12 protein-coding genes are annotated in these 15,454 nt (G+C 36.7%); 7 read left to right on the top strand and 5 right to left on the bottom strand.

The window, feature by feature from the left end; all coding sequences use genetic code 11:
- Nucleotides 1-338: 338 nt before the first annotated feature.
- Entirely contained in the window at nt 339-794 is a 456-nt protein-coding gene (locus tag Q0371_RS13040) for a chemotaxis protein CheX (protein ID WP_251556153.1), read from the bottom strand.
- Nucleotides 795-1,128: 334 nt separating this feature from the next.
- Here Q0371_RS13040 and Q0371_RS13035 point away from each other — a divergent pair, with 334 nt between their 5' ends.
- Together Q0371_RS13035 and Q0371_RS13030 are read left to right on the top strand one after the other, a co-directional pair.
- On the top strand, nt 1,129-4,737 hold the full coding sequence (locus tag Q0371_RS13035) for a dynamin family protein (protein ID WP_251556154.1): 3,609 nt from the start codon (nt 1,129-1,131) through the stop codon (nt 4,735-4,737).
- The gene (locus Q0371_RS13030) at nt 4,737-5,552 is read left to right on the top strand and encodes a sulfurtransferase (RefSeq protein ID WP_298471801.1); all 816 of its coding nucleotides are present in this window, start codon (nt 4,737-4,739) and stop codon (nt 5,550-5,552) included. Before Q0371_RS13035 ends, Q0371_RS13030 begins: the two co-directional genes overlap by 1 nt.
- A 234-nt stretch (nt 5,553-5,786) precedes the next feature.
- On the opposite strand, the gene Q0371_RS13025 is transcribed toward Q0371_RS13030, so the two are convergent.
- Entirely contained in the window at nt 5,787-6,128 is a 342-nt protein-coding gene (locus tag Q0371_RS13025; RefSeq protein WP_298471798.1) for a hypothetical protein, read from the bottom strand.
- Nucleotides 6,129-6,374: 246 nt separating this feature from the next.
- Here Q0371_RS13025 and rlmN point away from each other — a divergent pair, with 246 nt between their 5' ends.
- Nucleotides 6,375-7,445 carry a 23S rRNA (adenine(2503)-C(2))-methyltransferase RlmN gene (gene rlmN, locus Q0371_RS13020; RefSeq protein WP_169359529.1) on the top strand — a complete coding sequence of 357 codons (1,071 nt, stop codon included), beginning with the start codon at nt 6,375-6,377 and terminating at the stop codon, nt 7,443-7,445.
- Between the two features lie 22 nt (nt 7,446-7,467).
- Here the strand turns inward: rlmN and ytzI are convergent, their stop codons facing one another.
- The 3 genes from ytzI to ilvA form a co-directional block, all read right to left on the bottom strand.
- Nucleotides 7,468-7,620, bottom strand: a complete 153-nt coding sequence (ytzI, locus tag Q0371_RS13015) for a YtzI protein (protein WP_169359528.1) — start codon at nt 7,618-7,620, stop codon at nt 7,468-7,470.
- A gap of 155 nt (nt 7,621-7,775) precedes the next feature.
- A complete protein-coding gene (locus Q0371_RS13010; protein ID WP_298471794.1) occupies nt 7,776-9,266 on the bottom strand; it encodes a catalase in 1,491 nt (496 codons plus the stop codon).
- Nucleotides 9,267-9,429: 163 nt separating this feature from the next.
- Nucleotides 9,430-10,692, bottom strand: coding sequence for a threonine ammonia-lyase IlvA (gene ilvA / locus Q0371_RS13005; protein ID WP_298471792.1), 1,263 nt, complete (start codon nt 10,690-10,692; stop codon nt 9,430-9,432).
- Nucleotides 10,693-10,891: 199 nt separating this feature from the next.
- Between ilvA and Q0371_RS13000 the strand changes: the two genes are divergently transcribed.
- The 4 genes from Q0371_RS13000 to Q0371_RS12985 all read left to right on the top strand — a co-directional run bounded on the left by Q0371_RS13000 (nt 10,892) and on the right by Q0371_RS12985 (nt 15,413).
- A complete protein-coding gene (locus tag Q0371_RS13000) occupies nt 10,892-11,656 on the top strand; it encodes a DeoR/GlpR family DNA-binding transcription regulator (protein WP_298471789.1) in 765 nt (254 codons plus the stop codon).
- Nucleotides 11,653-12,960 (top strand): four-carbon acid sugar kinase family protein, encoded by a 1,308-nt coding sequence (locus Q0371_RS12995; RefSeq protein ID WP_298471786.1) that lies wholly within the window; start codon nt 11,653-11,655, stop codon nt 12,958-12,960. The genes Q0371_RS13000 and Q0371_RS12995 overlap by 4 nt, the downstream gene beginning before the upstream one ends.
- Entirely contained in the window at nt 12,957-13,967 is a 1,011-nt protein-coding gene (pdxA, locus tag Q0371_RS12990; protein ID WP_298471783.1) for a 4-hydroxythreonine-4-phosphate dehydrogenase PdxA, read from the top strand. Before Q0371_RS12995 ends, pdxA begins: the two co-directional genes overlap by 4 nt.
- Before the next feature lie 69 nt (nt 13,968-14,036).
- Nucleotides 14,037-15,413, top strand: coding sequence for a gluconate:H+ symporter (locus Q0371_RS12985; RefSeq protein WP_298471780.1), 1,377 nt, complete (start codon nt 14,037-14,039; stop codon nt 15,411-15,413).
- The last annotated feature ends 41 nt before the right edge of the window (nt 15,414-15,454 follow it).

Genomic DNA, 15,454 nt, shown 5'->3' with positions numbered 1-15,454 from the left:
CATCCCGTAGGAGTCGCCGTCTGGCGCTCCAATCAATAAATGGGAACAGCTTTAGCATCGATAAAGCGCTAATAAATTTATTCGCATAAATATAGCTTTTATGTTTTAGAAAATTTGATAATGAGGGCAACACTTATATCATGGGGCATGACAGCGATTTTTAAGGGATAATTATTGGAAAGACTATTGTCTCTATCCGCTTGAACAACTGCTATGATGTAACAAAAAAAGCCCTAAAAATTTTACGATTTGTAAAATTTCAGGACTTTTAACTTAAAGGAGGATTTTTTTCCATTCTCTTCGATGCGTACAAAGTATTAAGAATTATGTATAACTATCTAATCTTCATCAACAGTCAGAATAATAGCCATGGGACCTATGTCTGTAACTTCAACGGGTAGAAAGAAAGCCTGTTGGAAACCATATAACTTACTTTGTCCTACAATTACAGTAGGAGGGGTTATATCTATTTCTAATCCTTGTTGTGCAACAACCGTACATAAATTACCTGCAATCATGTTTCCTAGTTCGCCTGTAAAAGATTCAAGCATTTCTCCCTCTAAAGGCATACCAAACATAGAGGCACCAACAGATGAAAAATAATGAGAAGATGCATCTATTATAATTCTTGCTTTCATATCGCCTACAATACCGATCAGTACAGCCATTTCCACTACCTCATATGGTTGAGACAAGAGAGTAGGTGGGGTATAACTAAGGTTTAAAGGGATGACTGCTTTTATAGATTGAATCGTCCCATTCAATATAGTTTGTATGTTCCTAGAAAGAGTCATCTTTTTCCTCCAAGTAGTAAAGTTGAATCAATTTTAGCATAATATCTAGTCAAAAAGAATATATTTTATAGTCATTTGTGAATTGTTATGTTATCATTTAAATGAGAATGAATATCAAGTTCAGTTGAGAGGGAGATAGTCATGTTATATATTTTAATTGGCTCAACAGTTGTTATTTATAGCGTAGTTACAAAGCATGTATTAAGTTCAATAACACCTCATTCAAAATAAGAATTATTTATGTGATGACTTTATGACAATAAAGTCATCTTTTTTTATATTTTCTGATATGATATACATATTGTTTATTAGATAAAAAGGGGAAAAATTTCAAATGGATCAATTAGAAGAACTACAGAATATTAAACAGAAAAACGCTTTGCTTGCAGCTATCTTTAAGCAAAATAAGGATAATGAAAGATATGCCAAGTCAAAGCTATTTGCAGATAAATTAGAAAAACAAACATTTACCATTGCTTTTGCTGGTCACTTCTCAGCAGGTAAATCTAGTATGATTAATGCACTCGTAAATGAACAACTGCTACCGACTAGTCCCATACCTACGTCGGCTAATATTGTAACGGTAAATAAAGCAGATGAAAATTATGCGATTGTCCACTTTGTGGATCAGTCTCCTGTTAAATTCTCAGGAGAATATGATATACAGCATGTAAAAAAATATTCAAAGGATGGTAGTAAGGTTTCTCAAATAGAAATTGGTCATAAAACATCTGGGCTTCCAAAAGGTATTACCGTTATGGATACGCCTGGTGTTGATTCTACAGATGACGCTCACCGAGTGTCAACAGAGTCGGCGCTCCATCTCGCAGACATCGTATTTTATGTGATGGACTATAACCATGTACAGTCTGAATTGAACTTTCAGTTTACAAAACAATTGCTGCATTACAATGAAAACATATACTTAATCGTTAACCAGATTGATAAGCACCGAGAAGAAGAGTTGTCTTTTACTGCTTATAAAGAATCTGTGTCATCTGCTTTTACCGCGTGGAATGTAATTCCAAAGGATATTTACTATACCTCTTTAAAAAACAGAGAGATGCTACATAATGACTTTGAGCAAGTAAAACAAATTGTAAATGATTCCATCCTTCATAAAGAAGAACTTTTTTTACTTTCAGCTACAGCTACATTAGAAAAACTAAAAGATGAGCATCTGGAATTTTTAGAAGAGGAAAAAAAAGGTCTACAGCATGAGCTAAGTTATTTATTAACCGAGGAAGATTGGATTAATGTCGAAGAAATCTTGGAACAGTTTGAAGTCTCTGAGAAACAAAAAAAGCTTCAAGAAAGCGACGCTTGGAAAAAGGTATTTGAATCTAACAGAAAAGAAATTTTAAGCAATGCCTCGATAATGACGTATGAAATTCGGGAGAAGCTAAAGAGTTATGCGGAAAGCAGGCAGGATAACTTCAAAGTTGGCTTCTTATCGAGTAAGAAAAAGACGGAACAAGAAAGAAATAATAGGTTAACAGAGACAATTGAGCTACTAGAGACAATTGTTTCCACTCATATTACGGCACATATTAAAAACTTAATGAAGCGGATGCTAAAAGATGTTGGTTTATTAAATGACAGTAAGACAAGTGAAATAAATAATATGTCATTTTCATTGCCATCCGAAATTATCGTAGATACGATGCATAATGGGGCTAGTACAACAGGTGATGCGATATTAAATTACGCAAATCGTGTAAACGATGCAGTTAGCCGATACTTTGTAAAAGAAACGGAAGCTTGGAAAGAAGAAAATATTCAATATATTGAAGAGCATTCTTCTACTGAAGACGAGCAGTTTAATAAGAAAACGGATACTTTAAGAGAAAAACAAGAAGCTATTTTAAAAGTGACAGAAATAGAGAAAAGGGTAGAGGATCTTAGCAAGTTAGTAATAGCTCCTACTCTTCAAATTCGAAAGGATAGTGTCGATCTTTTAAGTGAGTGGAACGAAGAACGTCAATTGTTCGAACGTTCTATTGTGGAATATGTAGAGACAACTGAAGAGGAAGAAGAGGCAGTTAATGCTGTCGCTACTGAAGAGGAGAGATCTGAGGAAGCTCCAATATTAGCATTTGATGAAATTATTCACCGTGCAAATAAGATTGGAGAGATTTTAAAAGAGCTCCCTGACTTTCAGGAAGCTGCTTCCGTTATTAAGAAGAAAGCAATGCGGGTAGAAAACCAACAATTCACTATTGCGCTTTTTGGAGCTTTTAGTGCCGGAAAATCCAGTTTTTCTAATGCACTGATGGGAGCTAATGTGTTGCCTGTATCCCCAAACCCTACTACGGCAACCATAAATAAAATACATCCCGTAACAGATACTCACTTGCATAATACCGCTGATGTTAGCTTGAAGACGAAAGAGCAGCTTTTGGAGGATGTTAAGTTTGCCTTTGAACAGTTAGGAATTACTATTACTTCTTTAGAAGAAGCCTTCGAAAAAGCTCCAGCTGCAGTAAAAGAGAACTCTACTGAGGAAGTTCATAAATCCTTTATTAACGCATTTTATATCGGATACCCTGCTGTAAAGGACAAGCTGGGAGAAGTTTTAAATGTAGATGAAAAGGAATTTTCTCTTTTTGTCGCACAGGAATCTAAAAGCTGCTTCGTAGATTTTATTGATTTCTATTTTGATTGTGAGTTAACAAGATTAGGAGTAACTTTAGTTGATACTCCGGGAGCAGACTCCATAAATGCTAGACACACAGGAGTCGCTTTCGACTACATTAGAAACGCAGATGCAGTATTATTTGTGACGTACTTTAACCATGCTTTTGCTAAAGCAGATAGAGAATTCCTAATTCAGCTTGGCCGTGTGAAGGACTCTTTTGAGCTAGACAAGATGTTCTTTGTAGTGAATGCAATTGACCTTGCAAGTAATGAGGAAGAGGCAGATTTAGTAAAGCAATATGTCAAGGACGAGCTACAGCGTTTTGGTATTCGTTTCCCTCGAGTGTTTGGTGTCTCTAGTCTTCAAGCTTTGCAAGAAAAAGAAAATAAGATGCAGCTGCATAAAGGTATGGAGCAGTTTGAAAAATCATTCCATCAATTCTTAGAGCAGGATCTTAAGCAAATTGCTGTCATTGCTTTAGAAGAGGAATCGAATCGCCAGAAAAATAAATTGTTATCTCTCATCCAACAAACCGAGGCTAATCTAGCTCGAAAAGAAGAAAGACTGACGGAGCTTACTAATCAAGAAGAAAAAATAAGAGAACGATACACACAGTACAACGCTATATCCTTAACAAAGGATACGACGCAAGAATTAGAGTCACTACTTTTTTATGTTTTACAACGTGTGTATTATCGCTTTAATGAATTTTTCAAGGAAGCTTATAATCCTTCCCTGTTTTCTAATCACAGCGCTTCCGTTGCTTTAGACATCGCTCTAAAAGATATTCTTCAAATGATTCGTTTTGATTTGGAGCAGGAGTTACGTGTAACCAACTTCCGAGTTCTTCAATTTATCCAGAGACAAATAACCCAGCTGGATAAGGAAGAAATGAGAATCTTAAAGGATTGGAATGGAAGCTTAACTTTTAGCCCTCATGAAAGTGAGGACTATGAATTATTAGAGTTTGTAGGTCCTTTCCAAGACAAAGATAAATATAGTCACGTAAAATCATACTTTAAAAATGCTAAGTCCTTCTTCGAGAAAAATGAAAAAGAAAAGTTAAGGGATACTCTATCTGAGGAAACAAAAGTAGAAGCAACAGCCTATATCGAACAAGAGAAACAAAGACTGGTTGAATGGCTCATCCATTATGCTGAGCAAGAAATAGAGCGAGCTCGTATAAAATGGCTGAACGAATCATTACAACAGCTTGCTGCTGAGCGAAAACTGTTGGAGCAAGAAGAGACGTTGAACCGCTGGAAAGATATTTATCAAAAAATTCAGGGTGGAGGTAATGCTTAGTGACTAAGGTTTTTATCGATCTAACTGATATTGATGCTAATACTACAAGGTTTATCGATACACGCTTTAACCTAGCTGATTCTAAGGCTGGATTTGTTTTGTTTCAAGATGGGCATGTAGAAGGTGCGGTTTACTGGGACTTAGAAAAAGATCTTTCTAATATGGAGGATGTTCATGGTAGACATCCAATGATTTCGAAAGAGAAAATGACAGAACTCATACAGAGCGCAGGACTATCATTGGATGACCAAATAGTTATATACGATCAAGGAGCAGTACCTTTTTCTTTAAGAGCATATTTTTTACTAGAGTGGGCAGGCTTTAAGAATGTTAAAGTTTTACGTCAGGGTTTTGAAGAAATAAAGCAAGCACTTCCCATTACTAAGAAAATAACCTATTACGACAATACGAAAGTAGTTCCTAGTTGGAATGATAATATATTGTTAAATATGGACGATGTCCGTGAGGTTGTAAAAGGGAACAAGGAAGGTCAGTTAATTGATGCACGTGCAGCTGCTCGATTCAGAGGCGAGATAGAGCCAATTGATCCGGTAGCTGGTCATATCCCCACAGCAATTAATTATGACTGGGAACAATTAAAGCAGGGTAGTACTTTTTTAGACAAAGACTCATTAACTGCAAAGTTAAGTGATCTAACGAACAAAAAGAAGCCAGTTATCGCGTACTGCGGAAGTGGGGTAACTGCAGCTCCATTATATGCAAGCTTAAAAGAGGCTGGATATGAAGATGTTAAATTATATGTTGGTAGCTATAGTGACTGGATTCGCGAGAACGAAATAGAAACATCTATATAACTAATATAAAAATAAACATGAGGCTAGGCTGCCAATTATAAACCTTAAAAATTTTACTACCTGGTAAGGTTTCGAGGATTCTATTCTAATCACCTGGAGTTGTTTTCCGATACAGCGGACGCTTTCTGGGGGGTCTGCAAACAACTAAAATGAAGAAATGTCTTAAAAAACCGTGAAATCAAGTTGCCGATTTCACGGTTTTTTTATTGCATTTTTAACTTTAACTACTCATATTTAACGTACAAAAAGATACTTCTTATTAATATAGGTGCTTTCTTCAGTAGCAATTACTTCAGCATATGGAATACCAAATAGAGTATAAGCAGTAAGCACGGAATATTCAGCTTGACCCGTATTTTCATCTATGATCGTATCATTGACCTCATACGAGACAACCATGAGATTATCAATCGAGTGTTGAAAAGTATTAATTGTAGTCCCTATAAAAGTATCATTCATCTGCGTATTGGTAATCCCTGTAGGTAGAAATGCTGCAAAAAAAGTAATGAATACAATTACTTTTAAAAATGCTTTGCCGGGATGAAAAAATGCTCTTTTTCTTTTCATGAACTTCATAATCGATATCTCCAATCTTTTATACACGTTCTATTAGCTTATTCATCATAATTCCTTTCAATGAATGTTATTTTCGTCAGTAAAAGGAAATAGGACTAATATCTTTAATTTCCAGTGTATTTAAGTTAGTATTGGAAAGACTAAATGATATCTTTTTAAATATTTTTCCTTTATAATTAATTGTCGTGCAAGAGAATTTGGTGTATAATAGGCGAATTGTATGTGTAAGAAAAGAGGGGCTAAATAATGAAAAAATCAATTTATGGTCTAACTAGAGACCAATTAATAGAATGGTTAATGGAACATGGTCAAAAAAAATTCCGTGCGGAACAAGTATGGGATTGGTTATATATTAAACGAGTACAAAGCTTTGCGGAAATGAAAAATGTAAACAAAGACTGTTTGGATCTTTTAGAAGAAAATTTCGTTATCCAAACGCTAAAAGAAAGTGTAAAACAGGAGTCGGCAGATGGAACGATTAAATTCCTTTTTGAAATGCAAGATGGGAATTTAATTGAAACAGTATTAATGCGTTTTAAATACGGTCTGTCCGTATGTGTAACAACTCAAGTTGGCTGTAATATCGGCTGTAGCTTTTGTGCAAGTGGTCTTTTAAAGAAGAGTCGTGACTTAGATGCTGGAGAGATAGTTGGACAAATTATGAAGGTTCAAGAGCATTTAGATCAGCTTCAAAAAGACGAGCGTGTAAGTCATATCGTAGTAATGGGTATTGGCGAGCCATTTGACAACTACAAAAATCTTATGAACTTCTTAAGAACAGTTAATGATCAAAAAGGACTTGCAATTGGTGCACGTCATATCACTGTTTCTACAAGTGGGCTAGCTAAGAAAATTATTGACTTTGCTAATGAAAATATTCAAGTAAATCTTGCTGTTTCTTTACATGCTCCAAATGACGAGCTTCGTTCTCAAATCATGGTTATCAATAAAGCCTTCCCAATTGAGAAAGTAATGGCTGCTGTTGACTATTATTTAGAAAAAACAAACCGTCGTATTACATTTGAGTATATCCTACTTAAAGACGTTAATGATCATGTGGAAGAAGCGCAGCAGTTGGCTAAGCTATTGGAAAATAAGCGACATCTTTCATATGTTAACTTAATTCCTTATAATCCGGTAGATGAGCATGGACAGTACCAACGTAGTACTGAAAAATCCATTAGTGCTTTCTTCCAAACATTGAAGAATAAAGGAATAAACTGTGGAGTACGTATGGAGCAGGGTACTGATATTGATGCAGCCTGTGGTCAATTACGTAGTAAACAAATTAAAAAAGAAAAAGCTGGAACAAAATAATTTATTAAAAAACGCATCTGCCTCATTCAGGCGGATGCGTTTTTTGTTTCTTATCCATTTTGTCAGGATGTTCATCAATCGTATGCTTATAAGCATAGCCCTTGTTAATAGTGAAAATCGTTAAAGCTAGAACTATGACGAATATAATAATACTTATTATTATGACAGTACCCATAAAAAGATATCCTCCTAATACACGCATTATAGTTACATCATAGCACAAATGGCTTTAGTCAATCTGAGTCTACAAAGTGGCAACTTATATAGGAAAAGCGAGATATGGAAGCTCATAAAAAGGCTATCCCCTTCAAGAGGATAGCCTTACTAAATTTATACAGTTGCAGTTACGTTCATAACTTCTTCAATTCTTTCCCATGGAAGTTCCATTGCCGCAGCAACGCCTTGACCATAAGCAGGGTCTGCTTTGTAGCAGTGAATGATGTGACGGATTTTAATGAAATCTTCTACGCCATTCATATTACGAGCAGTATTTTCAAATAGGACTTGCTGTTGCTCAGGGTTCATAAGATTGAACAATTTACCTGGTTGCTCGAAGTAGTTGTCATCATCTTCACGGAAATCCCATTGAGTTGCTGCACCATCAAGAGATAGAGCAGGTTCTTTATATTGAGGTTGATCTTTCCATTGACCATAGCTGTTTGGCTCGTAAGTCATCGTGCTTCCTTTATTGCCATCTACACGCATAGCACCATCGCGGTGGTAAGAGTGGAATGGGCATTTAGGTTGGTTAACTGGAATTTGGTGATGGTTAACACCTAAACGGTAACGTGCTGCATCTCCATAAGAGAATAGGCGACCTTGTAGCATTCTATCTGGAGAGAAGCTGATACCAGGTACTACGTTAGCTGGTGTAAATGCAGCTTGCTCTACTTCTGCAAAATAGTTATCTGGGTTGCGGTTTAATTCGAATTCTCCAACTGGAATTAGTGGGAAATCTTTTTTATACCAAACTTTTGTTAAATCAAATGGATTATAAGGCATATTGTTAGCTTGTTCTTCCGTCATCACTTGGATATACATTTTCCATTTAGGGAAGTTACCTGCGTCAATTGCTTCCATTAGATCACGTTGGTGACTTTCACGGTCTACTCCTACGATTTCAACTGCTTCTTGGTCAGTAAGGTTTTCAATTCCTTGTACTGATTTCATGTGGAATTTAACCCAAACACGTTGACCTTCCGCATTGATCATTGAGAATGTATGGCTTCCAAACCCGTCCATCGTACGGTAGGATTTTGGTAATCCACGCTCACTCATTACGATAGTAATTTGGTGAAGTGCTTCTGGAAGAGAAGTCCAGAAATCCCAGTTGCTATTAGCGCTACGCATATTTGTGCGTGGGTCACGCTTAATGGCATGGTTTAAATCTGGGAATTTTAATGGATCACGGAAGAAGAATACTGGTGTGTTGTTCCCAACTAAATCCCAGTTACCTTGTTCTGTATAGAAACGCATTGCAAATCCACGAATATCACGCTCAGCATCCGCTGCACCGCGTTCTCCAGCAACAGTTGAGAAACGTACGAACATTTCTGTTTCTTTTCCGATTTCAGAGAATAGACTAGCGCAAGTATATTGAGTAATGTCATGAGTTACAGTAAATTTACCGTAAGCACCTGAGCCTTTCGCATGCATACGACGCTCTGGAATGACTTCTCTATCAAAGTGTGCTAGTTTCTCTAATAACCAAACGTCTTGAAGTAGAAGAGGACCTCTTCTACCAGCAGATTGTGAGTTTTGGTTATCTACTACTGGTGCGCCAGCTGCAGTTGTCATCTTGTTATTTTGATTTTCAGACATTCTTTTTCCCCCTAGATTAGAATCTTTATAATACAAGAATTATTATATCAAAGGGAAAGTGATAATGCTAGAATTAGATTATAATTATTTTTATCTGCACATAGTTTGTGAACAATTTTTGGCGCCTTTAAACTAATATAAATGTTGATATAAAGCTATTCTTCTATATTAATAACTCAAAAAGCGTGCTATCTTTATTCACTTCCTTATAAGAAAATCCATTTTCATTCATTCTCATTAAGAGTCCTGAATAATCATTACTAGTTTTCAATTCAATACCTACTAATGCCGGTCCGCTTTCTTTATTGTTTTTTTTCGTATATTCAAAGGTTGTAATGTCATCATTCGGACCGAGTACTTTATCTAGGAATTGTCGTAAAGCTCCAGCTCTTTGTGGGAAGCTCACGATAAAGTAGTAGAGTAGACCTTCATGAATCAATGACTTTTCTTTAATCTCTTGCATTCTTCCAATATCATTGTTACCACCACTAATAATACAAACTACAGATTTTCCTTTAATTTGTTCCTTATAAGAGTCAAGCGCTGCTACTGATAATGCTCCAGCAGGCTCTGCGATAATAGCGTGTTTATTGTACAGGTCTAAAATGGTGGTGCATACCTTTCCTTCTGGAACAAGTGTAATATCATCCACGTATTTGGCTACCACTTGATGCGTTAGCTTTCCGACGCACTTAACCGCTGCCCCATCTACAAATTTATCTATCGTTTCAAGTACGATTGGCCCGCTGTTTGCTATTGCTGCCTTCATACTTGCTGCTCCAGCAGGCTCTACACCAATAATTTGTGTGCTAGGAGATAGATTCTTTATATAGGAAGAAACACCAGACACTAAACCTCCTCCACCAATGCTACTAAAAACATAATCTAGCTTTTCATCAATATCATTCATAATCTCAACTGCGACTGTACCTTGACCTGCAATGATATCTAAATCGTCAAAAGGGTGGATAAACAGTCGATCATTCTCATTTGCGTAGGCAACGGCACTGCTAGCTGAATCATCAAAAGTATCACCAGCTAGAATAATTTCGACAAACTCACGTCCAAACATTCTTACCTGTTCAATTTTTTGACTCGGAGTAGTCAATGGCATAAATATTTTTGCGGATATTCCTAAATGGGCACAGGCATAAGCCACTCCTTGGGCATGATTTCCTGCACTTGCACAGACTACTCCTTTTTTACAGGCAGCCTCTTCAATAGTTTTTATTTTATAGTAAGCTCCTCTCAGTTTAAATGAGCGAACATGTTGAAGATCTTCACGTTTAAAATATATATTAGCCTCGTATTTCTCCGACAGATAGTCGTTTTTTTGTAAAGGTGTATGTAACACAACCTCTTTTAAAAATTGATGCGCTTTTAACACATCTTCAATTTGAAGTAATTTTGTCTCCGCCAGTTGCATTAGATGACCCTCCTAATTTTAATTATTCGTATATTTTAACACACTACAGCAGTAAACCCCTAATATATTTTTGACAATTCAAAACAATGTAACATTTATATGTCGTTGTTAATTATAAACAAATTTTGTTGACAATTTTGTTAACTTAGAACATAATGTGTTCATAGTTAACATAAAGTTATGTTAAGGAGATTGAATTATGCTTCCAATTAACAGAAAAAAGAAAATAATAGATGAGCTTTCTATAAAAGGGAAGGTTGAAATATTAGAGCTTGTAGACCTTTTAGAGGTTTCTGCGATGACTATACGAAGAGATTTAGATGAACTAGAAAAGCAAAAGAAATTAATTAGAACTCACGGAGGGGCGGCACTACCACAAGCGATCATTGGAGAGCAATCCTATGAACAAAAGCTCTCAGAAGCTCATCTACAGAAGAAGGAAATCGCACATATTGCAATAGGCTTAGTAAAAGATGGTATGAGAATTCTATTGGATTCTGGTACCACGACATTAGAGATTGCTAGATTATTAAAATCCCGTTCTAATATTACGGTAGTAACAAATGATATTAAAATCGCAGCAGAATTAACCGACTCGAAATTAGAAGTAATTTTACTTGGTGGTAAGGTACAAAATGGAGTTGGGGCAATATTAGGGTCATTTGCAGAACAAATGCTTAAAAACATTCACGTTGACATACTGTTTCTAGGTGCACATGCTGTACATTCCAATCTCGGTATTACATCTGCGACATTTGAGAAAGCATCTATTAAAAAAGAAATGATAAACGTCAGTGAGGCTGTCTATCTAACTGTAGATGCACAGAAATTTGGGAAAAAAGCATTTGCTAAAATAGCGGATGTGGACTCGGTTACCGGCATCATAACAGATAGCACTATTTCCAAAGAAGTAGAAAATATCTATAAGGAAAAATCTACTTTTATAAAGGGAGTGACAAAGTGAAAATAGGTATTATTGCAGATGATTTAACAGGAGCAAATGCCACTGGAGTCCTGTTAGCAAAAAACGGATTCATGAGTGCTACAGTCGTTTTCGGAGGGGAAGTGCCTAAAAATAGTAATTTTACTTCTATAAGTATAGATACAGATAGCAGGTACTGTTCTCCGTCTAATGCGGAAGAGCGAGTTCTGAAAGCATATGAACAGCTGACCAGTTGGGGGGCAAGCGTTATTGGCAAACGAATTGATAGTACAGTTAGGGGTAACTTGGGAGTAGAGACAGATGCTCTGTTAAATGCCATTGGCGGTAACTCTATAGCCATTGTAGTAGCTTCTTATCCAGATTCCGGAAGGGTAGTGTCTGGTGGTTATCTTTTAGTAGATGGGGTGCCAGTGGAGGCAACAGATGTCGCTAAAGACCCTATGAATCCAATTAGTATCTCACATGTCCCAACTATAATGGAAAATCAAAGTAAGTTAAAAGTTTCACATGTAGGGCTCGGTACAGTTTTAAAGGGTAAAGAGTCCATTCAATTACAAATCATTAAACAAATTGAAGCGATGAATCGGATTATAGTGGTGGATGCAGTGACAAATGAAGAAATAGATAACATTGCAGAGGCGATGGCTTCCATAGATGGAATACATTTTATCCCTGTTGATCCAGGTCCACTTTCTGCCTCTTACGGGAGAATGAAAGCCCATCAACATGTTCAAACAAATAAATTTATCGTGACCGTTGGCAGTATTACACCCTTAACTGGGAGACAGCTAAATTATCTGATAGATAAAAAGAATGCGGAACCTGTATATGTGCATGCGAGTGCTTTAGCATCGATGACGAATTCCTGGGAGAAAGAAATTGATCGAGCTACTGAAGAAGCTTTGTCTAAATTAGAAGATCAAGAAGTTTTGATAATTACTACTTACACACCTGGAACCGAAAAGCTGAATCTTTCAGAAATTGCTTTAAAAGAAGAGGTTACTGAAGAAAAACTGGCAAAGCGTTTAACAGAGGGACTGGCTAGAGTGACAAACAATGTGGTTCAGCAGACAAATCACCAAATAGACGGTACTTTTTCAAGTGGAGGGGATGTAACTGCGGCTATTTGTGCGGTAAGTAATGCTACTGCAATAGGCTTACAGGATGAAGTAATTCCTCTAGCTGCTTATGGTCATTTTATAGGTGGAACATTTGATGGGATACCTGTCATTACTAAAGGTGGAATGGTAGGAGACAAATATTCAATTTATAAATGCGTAAGATTTTTAACGAATAAAAAAGAAGAAGGAAGTGTTCTAGTATGACAACAAGAGAAATTATTGCGATACCAATGGGTGATGCCGCGGGAATCGGCCCAGAAATTACAGTTAAGTCATTAGCTAAAGAAGAAATTTACTCTATGTGTAAACCACTTGTGGTAGGTGACGCTAAAATTATTCGCAAAGCGATCGAAGTAACAGGTGTAGATTTAGAGATTAATATAGTTACTTCACCATCGGAAGGTTCTTATGAATATGGAGTAATAGATATCTTAGATTTGAATAATATAGATTTAGAGCAATTCAAACCGGGTCAAGTTTCTGCTCAAAATGGCCAAGCGGCATTTGAATTCATTAAAAAGTCAGTGGAGCTAGCAATGACTGGAGAAGTAAAGGCATTGGCAACCACTCCAATTAACAAGGAATCATTAAAAGCTGCAAATGTTCCTTACATTGGACACACGGAAATGCTTGAAGATCTTGGTGGTGCTCCAGATCCTTTAACTATGTTCCAAGTCAATGGGATGCGTATTTTCTTCTTAACTCGTCACTTATCTGTTGCAGATGCTATTAAACAGATGACTAAAGAGCGTGTTCGAGATTATTTAAATAGATGTGACCAAGCTTTACAGCGCCTAGGCGTCGAGAGTCGTAAGTTAGCAGTTGCAGGGTTAAATCCTCATGCCGGCGAGGGTGGCTTGTTCGGGATGGAAGAAGTGAATGAGATTAAACCAGGTGTTGAGCTTGCTAAAGCAGATGGAATTGATGCGTATGGCCCAGTGCCAGCTGACTCCGTATTCTTCCAAGCACTTAATGGTAAATATGATGCAGTTCTTTCTTTATACCACGATCAAGGTCATATTGCAGCTAAGATGACTGATTTTCATCGTACTATTTCCATTACGAATGGGCTTCCATTCTTACGTACTTCCGTAGATCATGGCACAGCTTTTGATATAGCTTGGAATAATATCGCATCTGAAGTAAGTATGTACGAATGCATCAAGCTAGCTGCTGAGTATGCGCCTAAGTTTACACGCGAGTCTTTGTAGATTTTGTAGAAAGAAAAGGGGGAAACCCCTTTTCTATTTAAATATACATAATTGAAAGGGGTTTCAGAGATGGTTTTAGAAATGCAAATGTTATTGGGGTTAGTTATCGGTGTTACAGTATTAATTTTACTTGTGTTAAAAACAAAGATTCATGCTTTTTTAGCTTTACTTATTGCTGCTTCTATTACAGGGCTTATCGGCGGGATGGAGCCATTAAAAGTAGTTAACTCTATTACAAGTGGTTTTGGTAATACACTAGCTTCCATAGGGATTGTAGTTGGACTAGGGGTTATGATGGGTAGAATTTTAGAAGTAACTGGAGCAGCTGAAAAGCTTGCTTATACGTTAATTAGAGTAGTTGGAAAGAAGAAAGAAGAATGGGCAATGGCGATTGCTGGTTATTTTGTATCTATTCCAATTTTCGTTGATTCAGCATTTGTCATTTTAAATCCGTTAGTAAAGTCATTATCACGAAAGACTGGTAAATCCGTAGTGACACTGGGTGTTGCTTTAGCGATTGGTTTAGCTGCAACTCACCATGCAGTTCCACCGACACCAGGTCCATTAGGAGTAGCAGGTATTTTTGGAGTAGATATAGGGGAAATGATCCTTTGGGGATTAATATTTGCAATTCCAATTATTATTATAGGTGTTTTTTATGCAAAATGGGTTGGTAAAAGAATCTACCAAGTTCCAGAGGAAGATGGAGAAGGATTTGTGCGTAAGGATTCTTCCGAGATGGTGTATAAAGATTTTTTGGCTGCTTCTGCTGACCGAGAAAAAGAACTACCATCTTTCTTTATTTCATTTTTACCGATATTATTACCAATCATATTAATATTCTTAAATACTACGCTAACGGCTTTAGAAGTAACAGGAGGGGTTTGGGAATATGTGTTGTTCCTTGGACAACCGATTATCGCATTAGCCCTTGGATTAGTTGTAGCGATTTATGGGTTAGCTAATCAAATGAAAAAAGACGAAGCGTTAGAAAGAATGGAAGAAGGTATGACAACTGCTGGTATTATCCTGTTAGTTACAGGTGCTGGGGGTGCTCTAGGTACAGTGTTGCGTGACAGTGGTACTGGAGATTATTTAGCTGAAATCATTGCTGGTTTACCATTACCTGCAATACTTGTGCCGTTTTTTATTGCCTCAATAGTACGATTAATACAAGGAAGCGGGACCGTTGCAATGATAACAGCTGCTTCTATTTCTGCTCCGATCTTAGCTAATCTTGACGTTAACTTAGTCTTGGCGGCTCAAGCTGCAGCACTAGGAGCGATGTTATTTTCATATTTCAACGATTCTTTATTCTGGGTTGTTAACCGTATGTTAGGAATAACCAAACTAAAAGAACAAATTTTAGTTTGGTCTGTACCAACAACTATAGCATGGGGAACTTCATTGATTATGCTAATTATTGCAAATGCAATAGTAGGTTAATAGGGTAAAAGAGTACTCCCTCATTCCAAAAACCTTTATAT

This window comes from uncultured Psychrobacillus sp. (assembly GCF_938022135.1).
In the GTDB taxonomy this organism is placed as follows: Bacteria; Bacillota; Bacilli; order Bacillales_A; family Planococcaceae; genus Psychrobacillus.
The sequence above is the reverse complement of the archived record's forward strand: the minus strand, read 5'-3'. Positions and strand labels throughout refer to the sequence as shown.